The following is a 13,120-nucleotide window of genomic DNA, read 5'->3' as shown; positions in this document are numbered from 1 at the left end:
ATGCTCCTATTCTTGCTTCAAGAGAGCATATGCTCTTACTTTCAAATGGAGCGAAGCGATGAACGAGGCTGAGATTCTTGTGAGCGGTGCGACCGGACGGACCGGAGGTATTGCCATTGACGAACTGCTCAAGATGGACAAACGCGTGCGGGCATATGTGCGCACAGATGACGATCGAGCGGCCGCCCTGAGGCAGCGCGGTGTCGATATCGCGGTCGGGGACTTCACCGACATCAACGACATTCGGGCAGCGATGGAAGGAATCCGATCGGCCTATTTCCTTCATCCAATCGCGCCCGGAATCATCGGGGCCGCGGCCTATTTCGCGCAGGCAGCAAAGGAAGCGGGCGTTACAGCGATCGTCAACATGTCGCAGATTTCCGCACGCCGGGAGTCGACGAGCCACGCAGCACAGGACCACTGGGTTTCCGAGCAGGTCTTTGATTGGTCAGGTGTCGCGACTACGCACTTGCGCCCCACCTTCTTTGCCGATTGGCTCGTCTATCCGCATTTTGCAAGGGAGATCTGGGCCACGAAGAAGATTGAATTTCCCTTTGGCAACGGCCGTCACGCGCCCATCGCCACCGATGATCAGGGACGCGTCATCGCCCATGTCCTCGCCAACCCCGAAGGCCACGAGGGCAAGACCTACACGCTCCACGGCCCCGTCGAGATGAACCATGTCGAGATCGCAGCCGCGATGAGCGAGGTTCTCGGTGCCCGGATCGAATACGCGCCGACTTCTATCGAGGAATTCCGAATCAAGATGGAAACCCTTTACAAGTTTCCGCCGTTCCTCACGCAGCATCTGGTCGAAGTCGCGCAGAACTACCGCGACGGCATCTTCTCAGGCACCAACGATGCCGTCGAGAAGATCACCGGAAAGCCGCCGCTTTCGGTCCAGAATTTCGTCGCCAAAAATCGGGCCGCATTCGTGTGAACACGTCCTTAAAGCGAATCGAGGTTTGAAAATGTCACTCACCCAAGATGAGCGTCACCCGTTTCTCGATGATCTGACGGCTGACGCGGAGCTGGTCAGCTCAGTGTTGCGCAGTCCCGTAGTCGGGCGCGACGACATCCGCCTCGCCGTCGACGCCGTCGGAACCTTCTACGTCTCACAGACGCCCACGTTTCTTCATACCGTCGGCTCGCGGCTTTTTCTTGAATACGAGGCTGTTCTGACGAGCGGCGAGAAGTTGAGCGCGGCCGTTGTCGTCGATCGCAACTCCGACGGATCGGTGCCGCGTGTCAGTGTGCGGATGAGCCCGCTTGGCGCTGTACTGACTCTCGCCACCCATCTGCGGGAGGCGCTTTCGAAGCAGTTGCCGGAAAACATCTTTCTTTGAACCAAACACCCGCAGGCTAGTGGCGGGAGTTGACTCTCCCCCCGTATGCGGCTTTTGAAAGAGGAGCTTGTCATGGATATCAGGAACGCTACCGTCTTCATCACCGGTGCCAATCGTGGCTTGGGCCTGGCTTTTGCACGAGAGGCACGTCGGCGCGGCGCGGCGAAAGTATACGCAGGCATGCGCAACACGAGCGGTTTCGACGAGCCGGGCATTGTGCCGGTCAGGATCGATGTCACGGATACGGCGTCGATCGCCGAGGCCGCGAAACTGGCGGCGGATACGACTCTGCTGATCAACAACGCTGGCATTGCCGCGCTGATCGACGGGCCTTTGGCGGCCGACGTGGAAGCGCAATCCACCCGCATGTTCGATACCAACTACTACGGCGTAGTGCGCGTCACACAGGCCTTCGAGCAGATGTTGGCGGCCCAGCCGCATGCTGCCATCATCAACGTGCTTTCCGACATCGTGTGGCTTCCGCGGCCCTATCTGACACCGTATGCCGCGTCGAAGGCCGCAGCCTGGAGTTACACAAACCAGCTTCGCTTTCACCTGCACGAGCGTGGCATCCAGGTTCTGGGCCTGCACGTCGGGTTCGTGGATACGGATCTGACCAACGGCATTGACGTGCCGAAAGCCAGTCCCGAGGACGTCGTGCGGCAGACCTACGACGCTCTCGCGGCCGGCAAGAGCGAGGTTATGGCCGACGAGGGGACAGCGGTGCTGAAGAGCACGCTTGCGGCCGAGATACCCGGCTACATCACACCGCCTGCAGGGCTTTGAACACCGAGATGACGCCGGTCGGTTTCAGCAGCGAGACATGAGGTGCGCAGTTCGCCGTACGCCAGCGCTGTCGCTCCCGGCTTTCATCGAAACATACCGCCGTACCTTCACGCGACGCGCGCGCAGCGTTCGCCCAATTAACCGAAATCAGGAGTGAAACAGATGTTGCCGGTCAACCAGCCGCTTGGAATCGATCAATGCAACTGCTTCGCCGTGAGGAAAGCGAGCAGGCAGATCTCCCGACTCTACGACAGCCATCTCGAGCCCGCGGGTCTGCGCATCACGCAATTCCTCACCCTGGCCGCCCTAAACGAGGTGGGAAGTACCCCGGTCAATGCCCTTGCCGAACGGCTCGATATCGAACGAACGGCGATGGGGAAAATGGTTGGCTTCCTGGAACGTGACGGCTTCGTCACGATCAAGCCCTCGCCCACGGACGGCCGAAGCCGCCTTGTCGAACTCACCGAAGAAGGACGGCGCCTGCACGAAAGGGCGGCCCCTCTCTGGCAGGAAGCGCAGCGGAAGTTCGAGCAACTGAACGGTGTAGACAATGTTACGGCGTTGCGGGAGGGGTTGAGAGGGGTGGTCGTCGACGACGTGTCGATGCGTTCGTCGGAAGACTAAGCCTCCAGATGCATTGCGACAACAACATGATTCGTCAAACCAGTAATCATTCAAGGAAGGGCTATGAAAGGCAATTGCAGCGTTCGGTCATGGTGCTGCATTGCAGGGCGCGATTGTGGCGGCGAGCGATGCGTGGGCATTGCGCCGCTTGCCGCCCGGACACTCGCCGTTGCGGGAGGTTGAGCCCGCGTTGTAGTCCGGTGGCGCCCGTGTCCCGCTGCCGGCATTGTTTCTTTCGACGCGGAACAACACGCAGGAAGCCGTCACGCGTGCGTCGGCCGATTTCGCACAGCTTGACCGAGCACAGCGCAGGCAATCAACAACGAACCCGTGACAAAGAACACAGCGTGCAGACCGAGATGGACGCCAATCACGCCACCGATCAGCGGTCCGACAACCTGACCGGCGAATTGCGCCGACTGCAGATACCCGAGCATCGTTCCTGACTGACTTTCCGTGGCCGTGTGCCGAACCAGTTTCGCGATCGACGGCAGCAGACCGGCCAGTGTCATCCCCATCAACCCGCGCAGGGCCGCCAGTTGCCACCAGTGCGTGACGAATGCTTGCGGCACCATCACGAGCCCGGTCAACACGAGGCAACCAATAATCACGTTCCAGCTGCCGATCCGATCCGCCAGTGCGCCAAGCCGCGCCGCGGTCAGCATGCTGCCGAACGCCGAGCACGCCATCACGATGCCGGCGGTGCGGGCCAGATGGTCGGTCGGCACGTTGAGGTGCGAGATATAGACGGTGATGATCGGCTCGATCGACATATTGGCGAGCAGCACCATCATCGCGGTAAGCAGCAGCGTGATCATCACGGTGCGGTTGGCGAGCTTCGGCGCCGCGGCGTGGGTCGAGGCGCGCGCTTTGGCGTCGGAGTCCGGGTGAAAATCTTCGCGTACGAACAGGATCGTCAGCAGAGCGGCAACTGCGATCATCGCGCCGCCGGCAAAGAACGTACTGCGAATGCTGATCACCGAAGGCAGCACACCGCCCACCAACGGACCCACGAGACTGCCCGCCAGCGAGCCGGTCGACAGGATGCCGAGCGCCCATCCCGCACGTTCGCGCGGCGCCTGGGTGCCGATCATCACAATCGACGCCGACGCATAGCCGCCGATCAATCCGGCCAGCAGCCGCAATATCACCAGTTCGGTCACGTTGTGCGCCATACCGATCAAGGACATCACGATCGCCATGCCGACCGCCGCCCTCACGAGCATTGGCTTGCGTCCGTAACGATCGGCCAGACGTCCCCAGAGCGGCGCCGTGACGGCCGTGCCGAGAAAGGTTGCACCGAACGCCACGCCTGACCACTGCACGATCGCAGCCTGCGAAGTCACGCCGAGTTGCTGCACGTAGAGCGGCAGAAACGGCAGCAGCATGCTCAAACTAACCAGCGTGGTAAATGAGCCGAACACGCAAATGAACAGGTTGCGGCGCCAGTAGAGCGTGTTTCGTGCGGCGTAGCTGGTGGTGTTGTTTGTAAAGCCGATCCCAACCTCACCGGCCGCGGCGTTAGCTGGCTGATTCATAACGCCCCCCGTGATCCGGCGCGCAACCGCGCACTGGCGATGAGCACCACGTTCTGTTCTGAATCCATTGTCTGCTCCATGCGTTTGGCGTTGCAGCCAGGTTTGGCCGCAGCTGTTACCCATGGCGAGCAGTTTACGAACAAACACGCAGCGAGAGAATCGCCGCCGTGCGGCAGCTATTCTTCCGCGCGGCGGTTCAATCCGCGTCGGTGATCGCTTTGAGCGTGCTGAAATGGGCGCGCAGACGCGGGACCGCGAAGTCGACGAAAGCCCGGACTTTCGGCACCGCGAGACGGCCTTGCGGCGTGAGCAGATGAACAGGAAGCGGCGCCTGCTCGTGCCCGGTCAGCACGATCTTCAACGAAGCGTCGCGAACCTGTTCGGCGACGTGATACGAAAAGAGCCGCGTGACGCCGTGCCCGTCGACGGCGGAGGCCACCGCGCCTTGTACGCTGTTGACGATCAGCCGTGGCGTGAAGTGCACCGTTTGCGGCGCGGCGGAATTGTTCGACGACGGAAAGCTCCACGAATCGACGCCGAAATGGGTCATCGAAATAATCCGGTGCTGGGCGAGATCGGCGGGTTCCTTGAGGCGCGGGTGTTTGGCGAGATAGCGCGGGGCGGCAACCACCACGCGGCGTACTTCGCCTACCGGCATCGCGATCAGCGTCGAATCGGCCAGGTGGGCAATGCGCAGCGCGACGTCGATCCCTTCGTCGATCAGGTTGGCGGGGCGGTCGAGCAGGTAGAGGCGCGCGGTGACCTCCGGATACTGGTCCACAAACTCGTCGAGTAACGGACGCAGAAAGTCCTGACCGGCGGCCACGGGCGCGGTCAGCGTCAGCGTGCCGCGCGGCGCCGCGCGTTCGCCGGCAATCATCAGATCGGCTTCTTCGAGGTCGGTGAGGATTCGTCGGCACGAGGCGGCGTAACGCTCGCCGGCTTCGCTCAGCTTGATCGTGCGCGTGGTGCGATGCAGTAGCGCCATGCCGACGTGCGCTTCGAGAAACGCGATGGCCCGGCTCACGGCGGCGGGCGAGCGGCCGAGGCGCCGGCCCGCCGCGGCAAGGCTGCCTTCGTCGAGGGCGCAGACGAACACCTTCATCGCATCGATTCGATCCATCGCCGGTCAGCCTTCAGGGGAGGGTCGAGGTGGCGTCGTCGTGCCGGGCGGAGCCGAGCGTCTCGACAAGAAAATCGACGAAGCGCCGTACTCGCAACGACACATGGCGCTTGTGGGGATACAGCAGCACGAACGGCCGCGAGGCGCCGCCGAACGCCGGCAAGACTTCCACCAGACCGCCCGCCGTCAGGTCCCGCTCAACCACGAAACGATACGTCTGGAACAGTCCCGCGCCGCAGCGCGCCAACGTCACGCCACCGAGTACGTCGCCCGCGCTCGAATAACCGCCGTCCGTGAAATGCTCCTGCATGTGCTCCCCGTCTTTGAACAGCCAGGGAATTTTGCGGCCACTGCTCGGCAGGTCGAACTGGATGCAATCGTGGTGCGTGAGGTCGTCGACCGACCTGGGCATTCCGGCTCGCGACAGATAAGCGGGACTGGCCACCACGACCAGTTCCGCGTCCTCGAGCTTGCGGGCAATCAGATTTGATTCACCCGGCGCGCTGCCGCGAATCGCCAGATCGAAGCCTTCTTCGGCGAAATCGATGTTGCGATTGCTGATGTGGACGTCGACGTGCACCTGCGGATGTTGTTCGCGGAACGCCGGCAGGATGGGCAGCACGCGATAGTGCGCGTAGGGTGTCGGCATGCTGATGCGCAACACGCCGGCGGCGGCGGACTGCTGGCCGGTCGCTTCGCGCTCCGCGTCGAGGAGTTGTCCGAGCGCCTCGCGGCAACGCTCGTAGTATGTTCTACCCGCGTCGGTCAGCCGGATACGGCGCGTGGTTCTGACGAAGAGCCGCACCTCCAGGCGCTCCTCGAGCCGCGATACCGAGCGGCTCACCGCCGCAGGCGTGACGCCGGCCGCGGTGGCGGCGTCCGTAAAGCTCTCCAGTTCCGCGGCGAGACAGAACAGCTCGATACTGCCCAGCATCAAGTCGTCGAATTGACGCTTACTGGTTCGTTCGATGATCCGCGGGCTATTCATTACTTGGCGTATCAAATGAATTTGACATGGACGTATTTATCGACGCGAGTGGCATAAGTATAGTGAGTTACGTGGGAGCGGGACAGACATCGGGACGCCCCGCGGTGCCTGTGGATGGCGGACCGACTGCCGGCCGCTGGCAATCCCCTGTCGAACTTGGGCCAACTGAAAGGAGTGCATCATGCCGTACATCAAGATCGAGGTGACGCGCGAAGGTGTCACGCGTGAACAGAAGAACGAGTTGATCAAGGGCGCCACCGATCTTATGGTGCGCGTGTTGCACAAGGACCCTGCAGCCACTTTTGTCGTGATCGAGGAAGTCGATACGGACAATTGGGGCTGGGGCGGTGAATCGATCACAGACATCCGAGCACGGCAGCGCTGAGCGCGTTGCGATTTCAAGGGGCTGAGGACATGAAGGACTCTCCGAATCTGCTCGCCCGGTTGGGCGTTGCCTTGCCGATCATCCAGGCGCCGATGGCGGGCGTGGGTACGCCGGCGCTGGCGGCGGCGGTATCGAATGCGGGCGCACTGGGCTCGCTCGGTGTCGGTGCGATGAACGCGCAGAGCGCGCGGGCGGCGATCCACGAAATTCGTGCGTTGAGCAGCAAGCCGTTCAATGTCAATGTGTTTACCCACGCGCCGGCCATTGCCGATCCCGTTCGGGAGGCGCGTTGGCTCGAGTATCTGGCGCCGCACTTCGCGCGCTTCGGCGCGAAACCGCCCGCGGCGCTGCGTGAGATCTACACGAGTTTTGTCGAAGATGACGCGATGTTCGAGATGCTCCTCGACGAGCGTCCGGCGATGGTCAGCTTTCACTTCGGCTTGCCGTCGGCTGCGAAAATCGCGGCGTTGCGCGAAGCCGGAATCGTGCTGGTGGCGAGTGCCACGAACCTCGACGAAGCCGCTCAGATCCATGCGGCCGGACTGGACGGCATCGTTGCGCAGGGCGCCGAGGCGGGCGGTCATCGGGGCAATTTCGACCCCTCCGTACCGGACGAATTGCTTGGCACCATGGCGCTCGTGCGGCTGATTGTTCGCGAGATTCCGCTGCCTGTGATTGCGGCCGGCGGCATCATGGACGGCGCGGGCATCGCGGCTGCGTTGGCGCTGGGCGCACAGGCTGCGCAACTCGGCACTGCATTCGTGGCATCGCCCGAATCGGCTGCGGATGCTGCGTATCGTGCCGCGCTGCTGAGTCCCGACAGCCGCACGACGTTCATTAGCGCGATTTCTGGACGGGCGGCGCGCGGCATCGAGAACCGCTTCAGTGAGTTGGGCGATGATCCAGCGCGCCCCGCGCTGCCTGACTATCCGATTACTTACGACGCCGGCAAGGCCTTGCATGCGGCCGCGAAAGCGCAGGGAAGCGCTGAGTATGCGGCTCAATGGGCAGGACAAGCCGTGCGGCTTTCACGTGCGATGCCGGCGGCGGAACTGGTTGAGACGCTAGTTCGTGAGATCCGTGAAGCGCAAACGAAGGGGTGATGCCGAGCGTTTAATCCGCAGTCGCGTCCACAGCCACTCGCTCACCAATTGTCCCGCATCGGAATTGAGTCAACCGAGCCAGTCGCCAGCGCAAGCGCCGCCGCTGCGGATAACGAACTGCTGTAACTATCGGCGTCCGCGTTCTTCGCTGCCAGCAATTGATTCTGCGCAAGCAGCGCGTCGGTGACCGAGCCGACGCCGTGCCGATAGGCATCGAACGCGGCGTCATACGTCGTTTGCGCGGCGGCAAGCAACTCTTTCGACGCAGCCTGTGCGGCGAGACTCGTCTGCAGCGTATTCTGCGCGGCGACGATTTGCCGAACCGCTTCCTCGCGGCTTCGGGTGAGACGGGTCGACGCGCTGTCGGCATCGTTGCGCGCTTGCGCGAGCACGGCCGATCTCAGGCCGCCGTCATACAGCGGAATCGTTACGCCGACGATCACGCTGCCGCCGTAACGACCGCCGCTCAGGTTCACCGTCGGCAGTTGCTGGCCGATGGCCGGCACCGCCGAAATCGATGAACTGCCGGTGTTGTACGCGCCATTCGCCGAGAGGAATACCTTCGGCATGAAGTCCGACTCGGCCGCTTTCACTTTCGCCAGATTGACCCGCTCGGCTGCATAGGCGCTCAACACGTCCGGGCGTCGAGCGATGGCGGACGACACGATCCGGTCGATCGAGTCGTTCGTGATCGCCGGGAGCGTGTGCGCCGGCATCTCGGCGATCCTGGGTTTCGACAGCGGAGAAATCCCCATCGCGGCGATCAGCGCGAGATAACTGTTGCTTTCGGCACCCTGCGCCTGGACGAGCGCGAGCCTGGCCTGCGCGCGATTCTGATTAGCCTGCGCGACTTCGATGACCGTGCCGACGCCATGTTTGTAGCGCGACTGTGCGGCAGTGAGGATCGCTTCGGCGTTGTCGAGGCCTTGTTGTGTCGTGACGATGCGGGCGCGCGCGGCTTGATACGTGTAGAACGCGACGCTGACGTCGAAGATCACCTGTTGGTGAACGGCCGTGAAGGCGATGTTCGCCATCACCGAGGCCTGCGACGCGGCCTCGACACGCGCGGCGCGTCCGCCGAAATCGAACAGCAGCCATTGCAACGCGACCACCGAAGTCATGCCGTGCCCTGTTGCGGTCGACGACGAATCGCCAAGCACGGACGTCTCCGAATTATGAAAACCGGCGTATTGTCCCATCGCCGCGACCGACAATTGCGGGAGGTACGCGCTCTTCGCGATGCCGGCCGCGAGTGCGACGTTGCGGGCGTCGTTCCAGGCGATGCGCGTTAGCGGATTCGCCGACTCCGCAAGGTCGATCAGTTCGGGTAGGTCGTATGCATGCGCCTGCTCGAGTGCCGGCGGAGGTGGCACGGCAGCGAGTGCGGGATTGGCGGGGAGCTGGTAGCTGTGTGCAGCGGTAGTCGAGGGCGCTGAGCTAGCCGATGCAGCTGAAGCAGCCGAAGCCGAAGCCGAAGCCGAAGCCGAAGCCGGTCCCGGCACGATGGCGCCCGCCGCATCCGTCTGCGGTTGCCACGGACGATCGGGACTATCCGGCGCCATGTCCAGCGATGACGTGGCGCATCCTGCCAAACCCGCTGCGGCCAGGATCGCCAGTGCGAATGAAGGGTTAAGCCGGCGCATGAGTCGCGAGTCCCTTCGCTGCGTCGTCCGACGCAGCGTGTTCGAGTTGAGTGAGGCGTGCATCGCCGAGGCGTAGCAAAGCGGTGCGTGTGTCGTCGTTGGCTGCGGCTTCCGGTAAAGCCGCATCTGGGGCGACGGGTAAAGGCGTGACCTTGGCGCCGGTTTCAGCCGACGGCATCGGAAGCCCGTCCATGGCCCGCTTGATCCAGCCTTCAATCGCGGCATCGCCTGGTCGACGTTCCGCAAGCAGGAACATTGGCCCTTCCAGCGCATCGAGCTTAGCCAGCGCGCTGCGGCGTTCGGCGATCCACTGCGCTTCGGGGCGAACCCACGACGGCTCGTAATGCATCAACGCGATGTCCTGTTCCAGTGCGCCGCATTGAGCCATGGCGCTCGCGGCCTGCGCCCGGCGCGTGACGGCATCCGGCAGCGCCACCAGTCGTTCCCATTGCTGCCGCAGTGCGGCGAGCCCGGTGTCGATGCGCGCGGCCACGGTGACCGGCCACACGCGCGTGAAAACCAGATAGACGACCACGTTGCCAATCAGTATCCCGATCGTGCGATCCCGAGCGACCGTCAGATCGTAGCCAGGCGCCGCGCCCTGCAACACGCACATGAAGAACACCAGGGCGATCTGGAAACCGGCGTACGCCATCCGTGGCGAACCGAACGCGATCCACGCCGACAGCCATGCACCGACCAGTACGAGCGTCATCAACCCGGCGACGGACGTCAGCACGGGCGTGACGAACACGATCGCCGCGATACCCAGGAGCGCGCCCACCAGACACCCGGCGATCCGCAGTGTCATCTTCTCGACGGTTTCAGCGGTGGTACCAAGCGACACCATGTAGACCGTGATGAAGCAGGTGTGAATACCGGGCCAGTTGATCTGCGAATAAAGCAGATAGCAGAACATGGCCGCCACGGTGGTTTTCAGCGCGTAGCGGACGTGTTCGGGATTGGTGAATGCATCCGGCAGGAAGAACCCGCCGCCCTTGGCGGCGGGGGGCGGCGTGGGTTCGGCTTTGACTTGAGCTTGAGCTTGAGCTTGAGCTTGGGGTTGGGCTTCGGTTCGCGCGGCGGTTGCGACTTTGCCTTCGGCATCAGTTTGCGCCTGGGTTCGCGCATCGGTTTCAGTTTTGCCTGCGCCATCGACATCTGCCTGCGCCTCGACCACGGCGAAGCGCGTGATCGCATCGTGCAGATCCTCGACGACGATCCGCGCGAGCGGCGTCAGTTCGGCCCCGCTGGGCAGCTTGAGTTCGATGTCGATTGGATACCCACCTGCCTCAAGCATCTGCGCCATGTTCTCCAGTGTCTCGGCAACAGGCGCGGCGAACGATGCCGGCAGCCGTCCCGAAGAGTCGCGCACGGCGAGATCGGCCGCGACCAGAATCGCCAGCGTCGACGACACGGCTTGCCGCAGCGGCCCGACATCATCACGCACCGACGACCCGTCAACGACCGAGAGCTTGAGCCAGGTGCCGATTTCCGCGTCGCCCTCGCGCAGACATGCGCTGAGTTCGTCGGCGGTTGCCTCGGGTTCCACCAGGCTCTGCGCCGCGAGTCGCAGACGTTTCGCCAGTGCGCGCCCGGCCAGCTTCCGTGGCGACGGCGCGATCAACAGGTTGACGCCAATCGAGATCCCAACCGGAATCGCGACCATCAGCCAGACGTAGAGCAGGGCGCGCGTCGCCACTTCACCGAACGGTACGCTGCCGAGTTCGTCGAGTGCAAAGCCGACGATCATCGCGAGGATCGCGCCCACCGGCCGCAGTTTGCTCGCCGAGGTGACGAACAGCAGACCGAAGGATAGCCCCGTGATGCACGCAACTCGCCACATGGGATCGTCGAGCGCGAACATGGCCACCACCGTGACCAGGCCGATCATCAGCGTGACCAGCACCAGCAGCGCCGAGCTCAGCATCACGCTCAGCACCCGGTCGGGCCGGTTCAGGAAGAACACGACATAGGCGGAGATCGCGGCTTCCGGCGTGCCGTATGCGCTCGTCACGAACGCCGTCAGCGCGCAGATCAGCGCGATGCGCGTCGCCATCGCCGCGCGCCCGGGATAGGGCGCCAGCAGCTTCAGGATGTCGGCGGGGCCCGGTCGGGCAAGATCACCGGCAGGCTGCGCCATGCCGGACCTCGACTATCGCGCTCGCACCGATCCGCACCAGCCGGGCGGCCGGCTCGTCGAGCCGCACACGCACGGGAAAGCGCTGGGCGACTCGCACCCAGTTGACGGACTGCTGCACGATCGGCAAGGTGCGCGGCAGATTGATACGGTCGGAATCGGCCACGCCCGCGCCGATGCCGATCACTTTGCCGTGGATCGCCTGGCTGCGGTCGATCATCGAATAGACGGTCGCACAGTCGCCTGGCTCGATCCGAGCGAGCGCGCCTTCGCGGAAGTTGGCGACGGCGAACCATTCGTCCGCATGGACGAGCGTGAAGATCGATTGATGCGGCGCGATCGTCTCGCCCGCCAGCACCGACAGCCCCGTGACGAAGCCATTCTGCGGCGCGCGCACGACGGTGTCCTCGAGGCCGCGCTGCGCAAGCGCGAGGGCGGCCTCGCGTGCATGCACCGAGGCGATGGCGCCCGCTTCGTCGCCGATCGTCTGCGCGGTGGCCTGCTTCTGCTCCTGCGCCTGCTTCAGCGACAACGCCGCGTCACGCTGGGCGACCTGCGCCTGATCCAATTGCTGAACCGGGACATAGCCCTTCGCCACGAGCGGCGTGAGCCGCTCGACGGTGCGGGTTGCCAGTTCGTAGTTGTGTGCCGCTTTGCCGGTCTGGTCGCCGGCGATAACTGCCGTGGCGCGCTCGCCGACAATCGACCGGCGTCGCGTGTCGAGCGACGCGCGGGCCAGTTCGAGGTCGGCCTGCGCTTGCGCGACTGCGAGCCGATAAGGCACAGGATCGATCTCGAAGAGCACGTCGCCCTTTGCAACCCGCTGGTTTTCTTCCACCGGCAGCCTGATGATCCGGCCGCCGACCGGCGACGCGACGTGCACGACGTCGGCATCGATCGTCGCGTCGTCCGTTGACGGAAACCGGGTGGTCCGGTCATAGCCGTACCAGGCCGCCGCGAGGCCGACTACGACGATGACGCCCGCGATCACGCGGCCCTTGACGGAGGCCTTCCGCTTGCCGGCGATTTTCATAGAAGTTGTCCCGTTCCCGAAAGCCAGCAGAGCACGCCGACCGTCAAACCGATCGCCAGGCAGACGGAGAGTTGAAGCGGAACGATCTGCGCCCACCCCGTGGACACGAAGATCCGATGGGCGACCAGTGCGCCGATGAGTCCGACCACCGCGCTCAACAGCCAGAGCGGAAAGTAGGCGCCGAAGATTTCATACGACGGCGCACCGCGCAGCGTGCACCCCTGCAAGGACAGGCTAAGGGCAGCGACGGCCGAAAGATACCGCGTGCGGAGCACGATCGGGTCGCAGGCGCTTCTTTGATTTGGTTTGAACGGCATTGCGGCGTCGCGAGGTGAGTGAATACGTGGCGGAAGCAACCAAATTACCGGCACTTTACCAGCGCTGCAGTGTCGTTTCGATGTTTTCCGCTCT

13 protein-coding genes are annotated in these 13,120 nt (G+C 63.6%); 6 read left to right on the top strand and 7 right to left on the bottom strand.

What is annotated here, in order from left to right:
* The first annotated feature begins 58 nt into the window (after positions 1–58).
* The 4 genes from BM438_RS04430 (at position 59) to BM438_RS04415 (ending at position 2,756) form a co-directional block, all read left to right on the top strand.
* Positions 59–940, top strand: coding sequence for an NmrA family NAD(P)-binding protein (locus tag BM438_RS04430; RefSeq protein ID WP_093633093.1), 882 nt, complete (start codon positions 59–61; stop codon positions 938–940).
* Positions 941–971: 31 nt separating this feature from the next.
* On the top strand, positions 972–1,346 hold the full coding sequence (locus BM438_RS04425; RefSeq protein ID WP_093633092.1) for a hypothetical protein: 375 nt from the start codon (positions 972–974) through the stop codon (positions 1,344–1,346).
* A gap of 72 nt (positions 1,347–1,418) precedes the next feature.
* Positions 1,419–2,132, top strand: a complete 714-nt coding sequence (locus BM438_RS04420) for an SDR family oxidoreductase (RefSeq protein ID WP_093633091.1) — start codon at positions 1,419–1,421, stop codon at positions 2,130–2,132.
* Between the two features lie 162 nt (positions 2,133–2,294).
* Positions 2,295–2,756, top strand: coding sequence for a MarR family winged helix-turn-helix transcriptional regulator (locus tag BM438_RS04415; protein WP_093633090.1), 462 nt, complete (start codon positions 2,295–2,297; stop codon positions 2,754–2,756).
* Positions 2,757–3,019: 263 nt separating this feature from the next.
* On the opposite strand, the gene BM438_RS04410 is transcribed toward BM438_RS04415, so the two are convergent.
* From BM438_RS04410 to BM438_RS04400, 3 genes are all read right to left on the bottom strand, one after another.
* Entirely contained in the window at positions 3,020–4,294 is a 1,275-nt protein-coding gene (locus BM438_RS04410) for an MFS transporter (RefSeq protein WP_093633089.1), read from the bottom strand.
* A 196-nt stretch (positions 4,295–4,490) separates the two neighbouring features.
* On the bottom strand, positions 4,491–5,417 hold the full coding sequence (locus BM438_RS04405; RefSeq protein ID WP_093633088.1) for a LysR family transcriptional regulator: 927 nt from the start codon (positions 5,415–5,417) through the stop codon (positions 4,491–4,493).
* Positions 5,418–5,430: 13 nt separating this feature from the next.
* A complete protein-coding gene (locus tag BM438_RS04400) occupies positions 5,431–6,405 on the bottom strand; it encodes a LysR family transcriptional regulator (RefSeq protein ID WP_093633087.1) in 975 nt (324 codons plus the stop codon).
* 181 nt (positions 6,406–6,586) lie between these two features.
* Here BM438_RS04400 and BM438_RS04395 point away from each other — a divergent pair, with 181 nt between their 5' ends.
* A complete protein-coding gene (locus BM438_RS04395; protein WP_093633086.1) occupies positions 6,587–6,790 on the top strand; it encodes a tautomerase family protein in 204 nt (67 codons plus the stop codon).
* A 29-nt stretch (positions 6,791–6,819) separates the two neighbouring features.
* Positions 6,820–7,893: an NAD(P)H-dependent flavin oxidoreductase gene (locus BM438_RS04390; RefSeq protein ID WP_093633085.1), complete on the top strand. Its 1,074-nt coding sequence runs from the start codon at positions 6,820–6,822 to the stop codon at positions 7,891–7,893.
* A gap of 41 nt (positions 7,894–7,934) precedes the next feature.
* Here the strand turns inward: BM438_RS04390 and BM438_RS04385 are convergent, their stop codons facing one another.
* Genes BM438_RS04385 through BM438_RS04370 form a run of 4 tightly spaced genes read right to left on the bottom strand, consistent with a single transcriptional unit; the run spans position 7,935 to position 13,026 of the window.
* A complete protein-coding gene (locus tag BM438_RS04385) occupies positions 7,935–9,536 on the bottom strand; it encodes a TolC family protein (protein WP_093633084.1) in 1,602 nt (533 codons plus the stop codon).
* On the bottom strand, positions 9,523–11,679 hold the full coding sequence (locus BM438_RS04380) for an FUSC family protein (RefSeq protein ID WP_093633083.1): 2,157 nt from the start codon (positions 11,677–11,679) through the stop codon (positions 9,523–9,525). Before BM438_RS04380 ends, BM438_RS04385 begins: the two co-directional genes overlap by 14 nt.
* Positions 11,660–12,709: a multidrug transporter subunit MdtN gene (gene mdtN, locus BM438_RS04375; RefSeq protein ID WP_093633082.1), complete on the bottom strand. Its 1,050-nt coding sequence runs from the start codon at positions 12,707–12,709 to the stop codon at positions 11,660–11,662. The genes BM438_RS04380 and mdtN overlap by 20 nt, the downstream gene beginning before the upstream one ends.
* Positions 12,706–13,026: a hypothetical protein gene (locus tag BM438_RS04370; RefSeq protein WP_244179254.1), complete on the bottom strand. Its 321-nt coding sequence runs from the start codon at positions 13,024–13,026 to the stop codon at positions 12,706–12,708. The genes mdtN and BM438_RS04370 overlap by 4 nt, the downstream gene beginning before the upstream one ends.
* Positions 13,027–13,120 lie beyond the last annotated feature (94 nt).

The sequence above is a fragment of the Paraburkholderia aspalathi genome (assembly GCF_900116445.1).
GTDB lineage: Bacteria > Pseudomonadota > Gammaproteobacteria > Burkholderiales > Burkholderiaceae > Paraburkholderia > Paraburkholderia aspalathi.
This window is presented reverse-complemented; position numbering and strand designations above follow the sequence as displayed.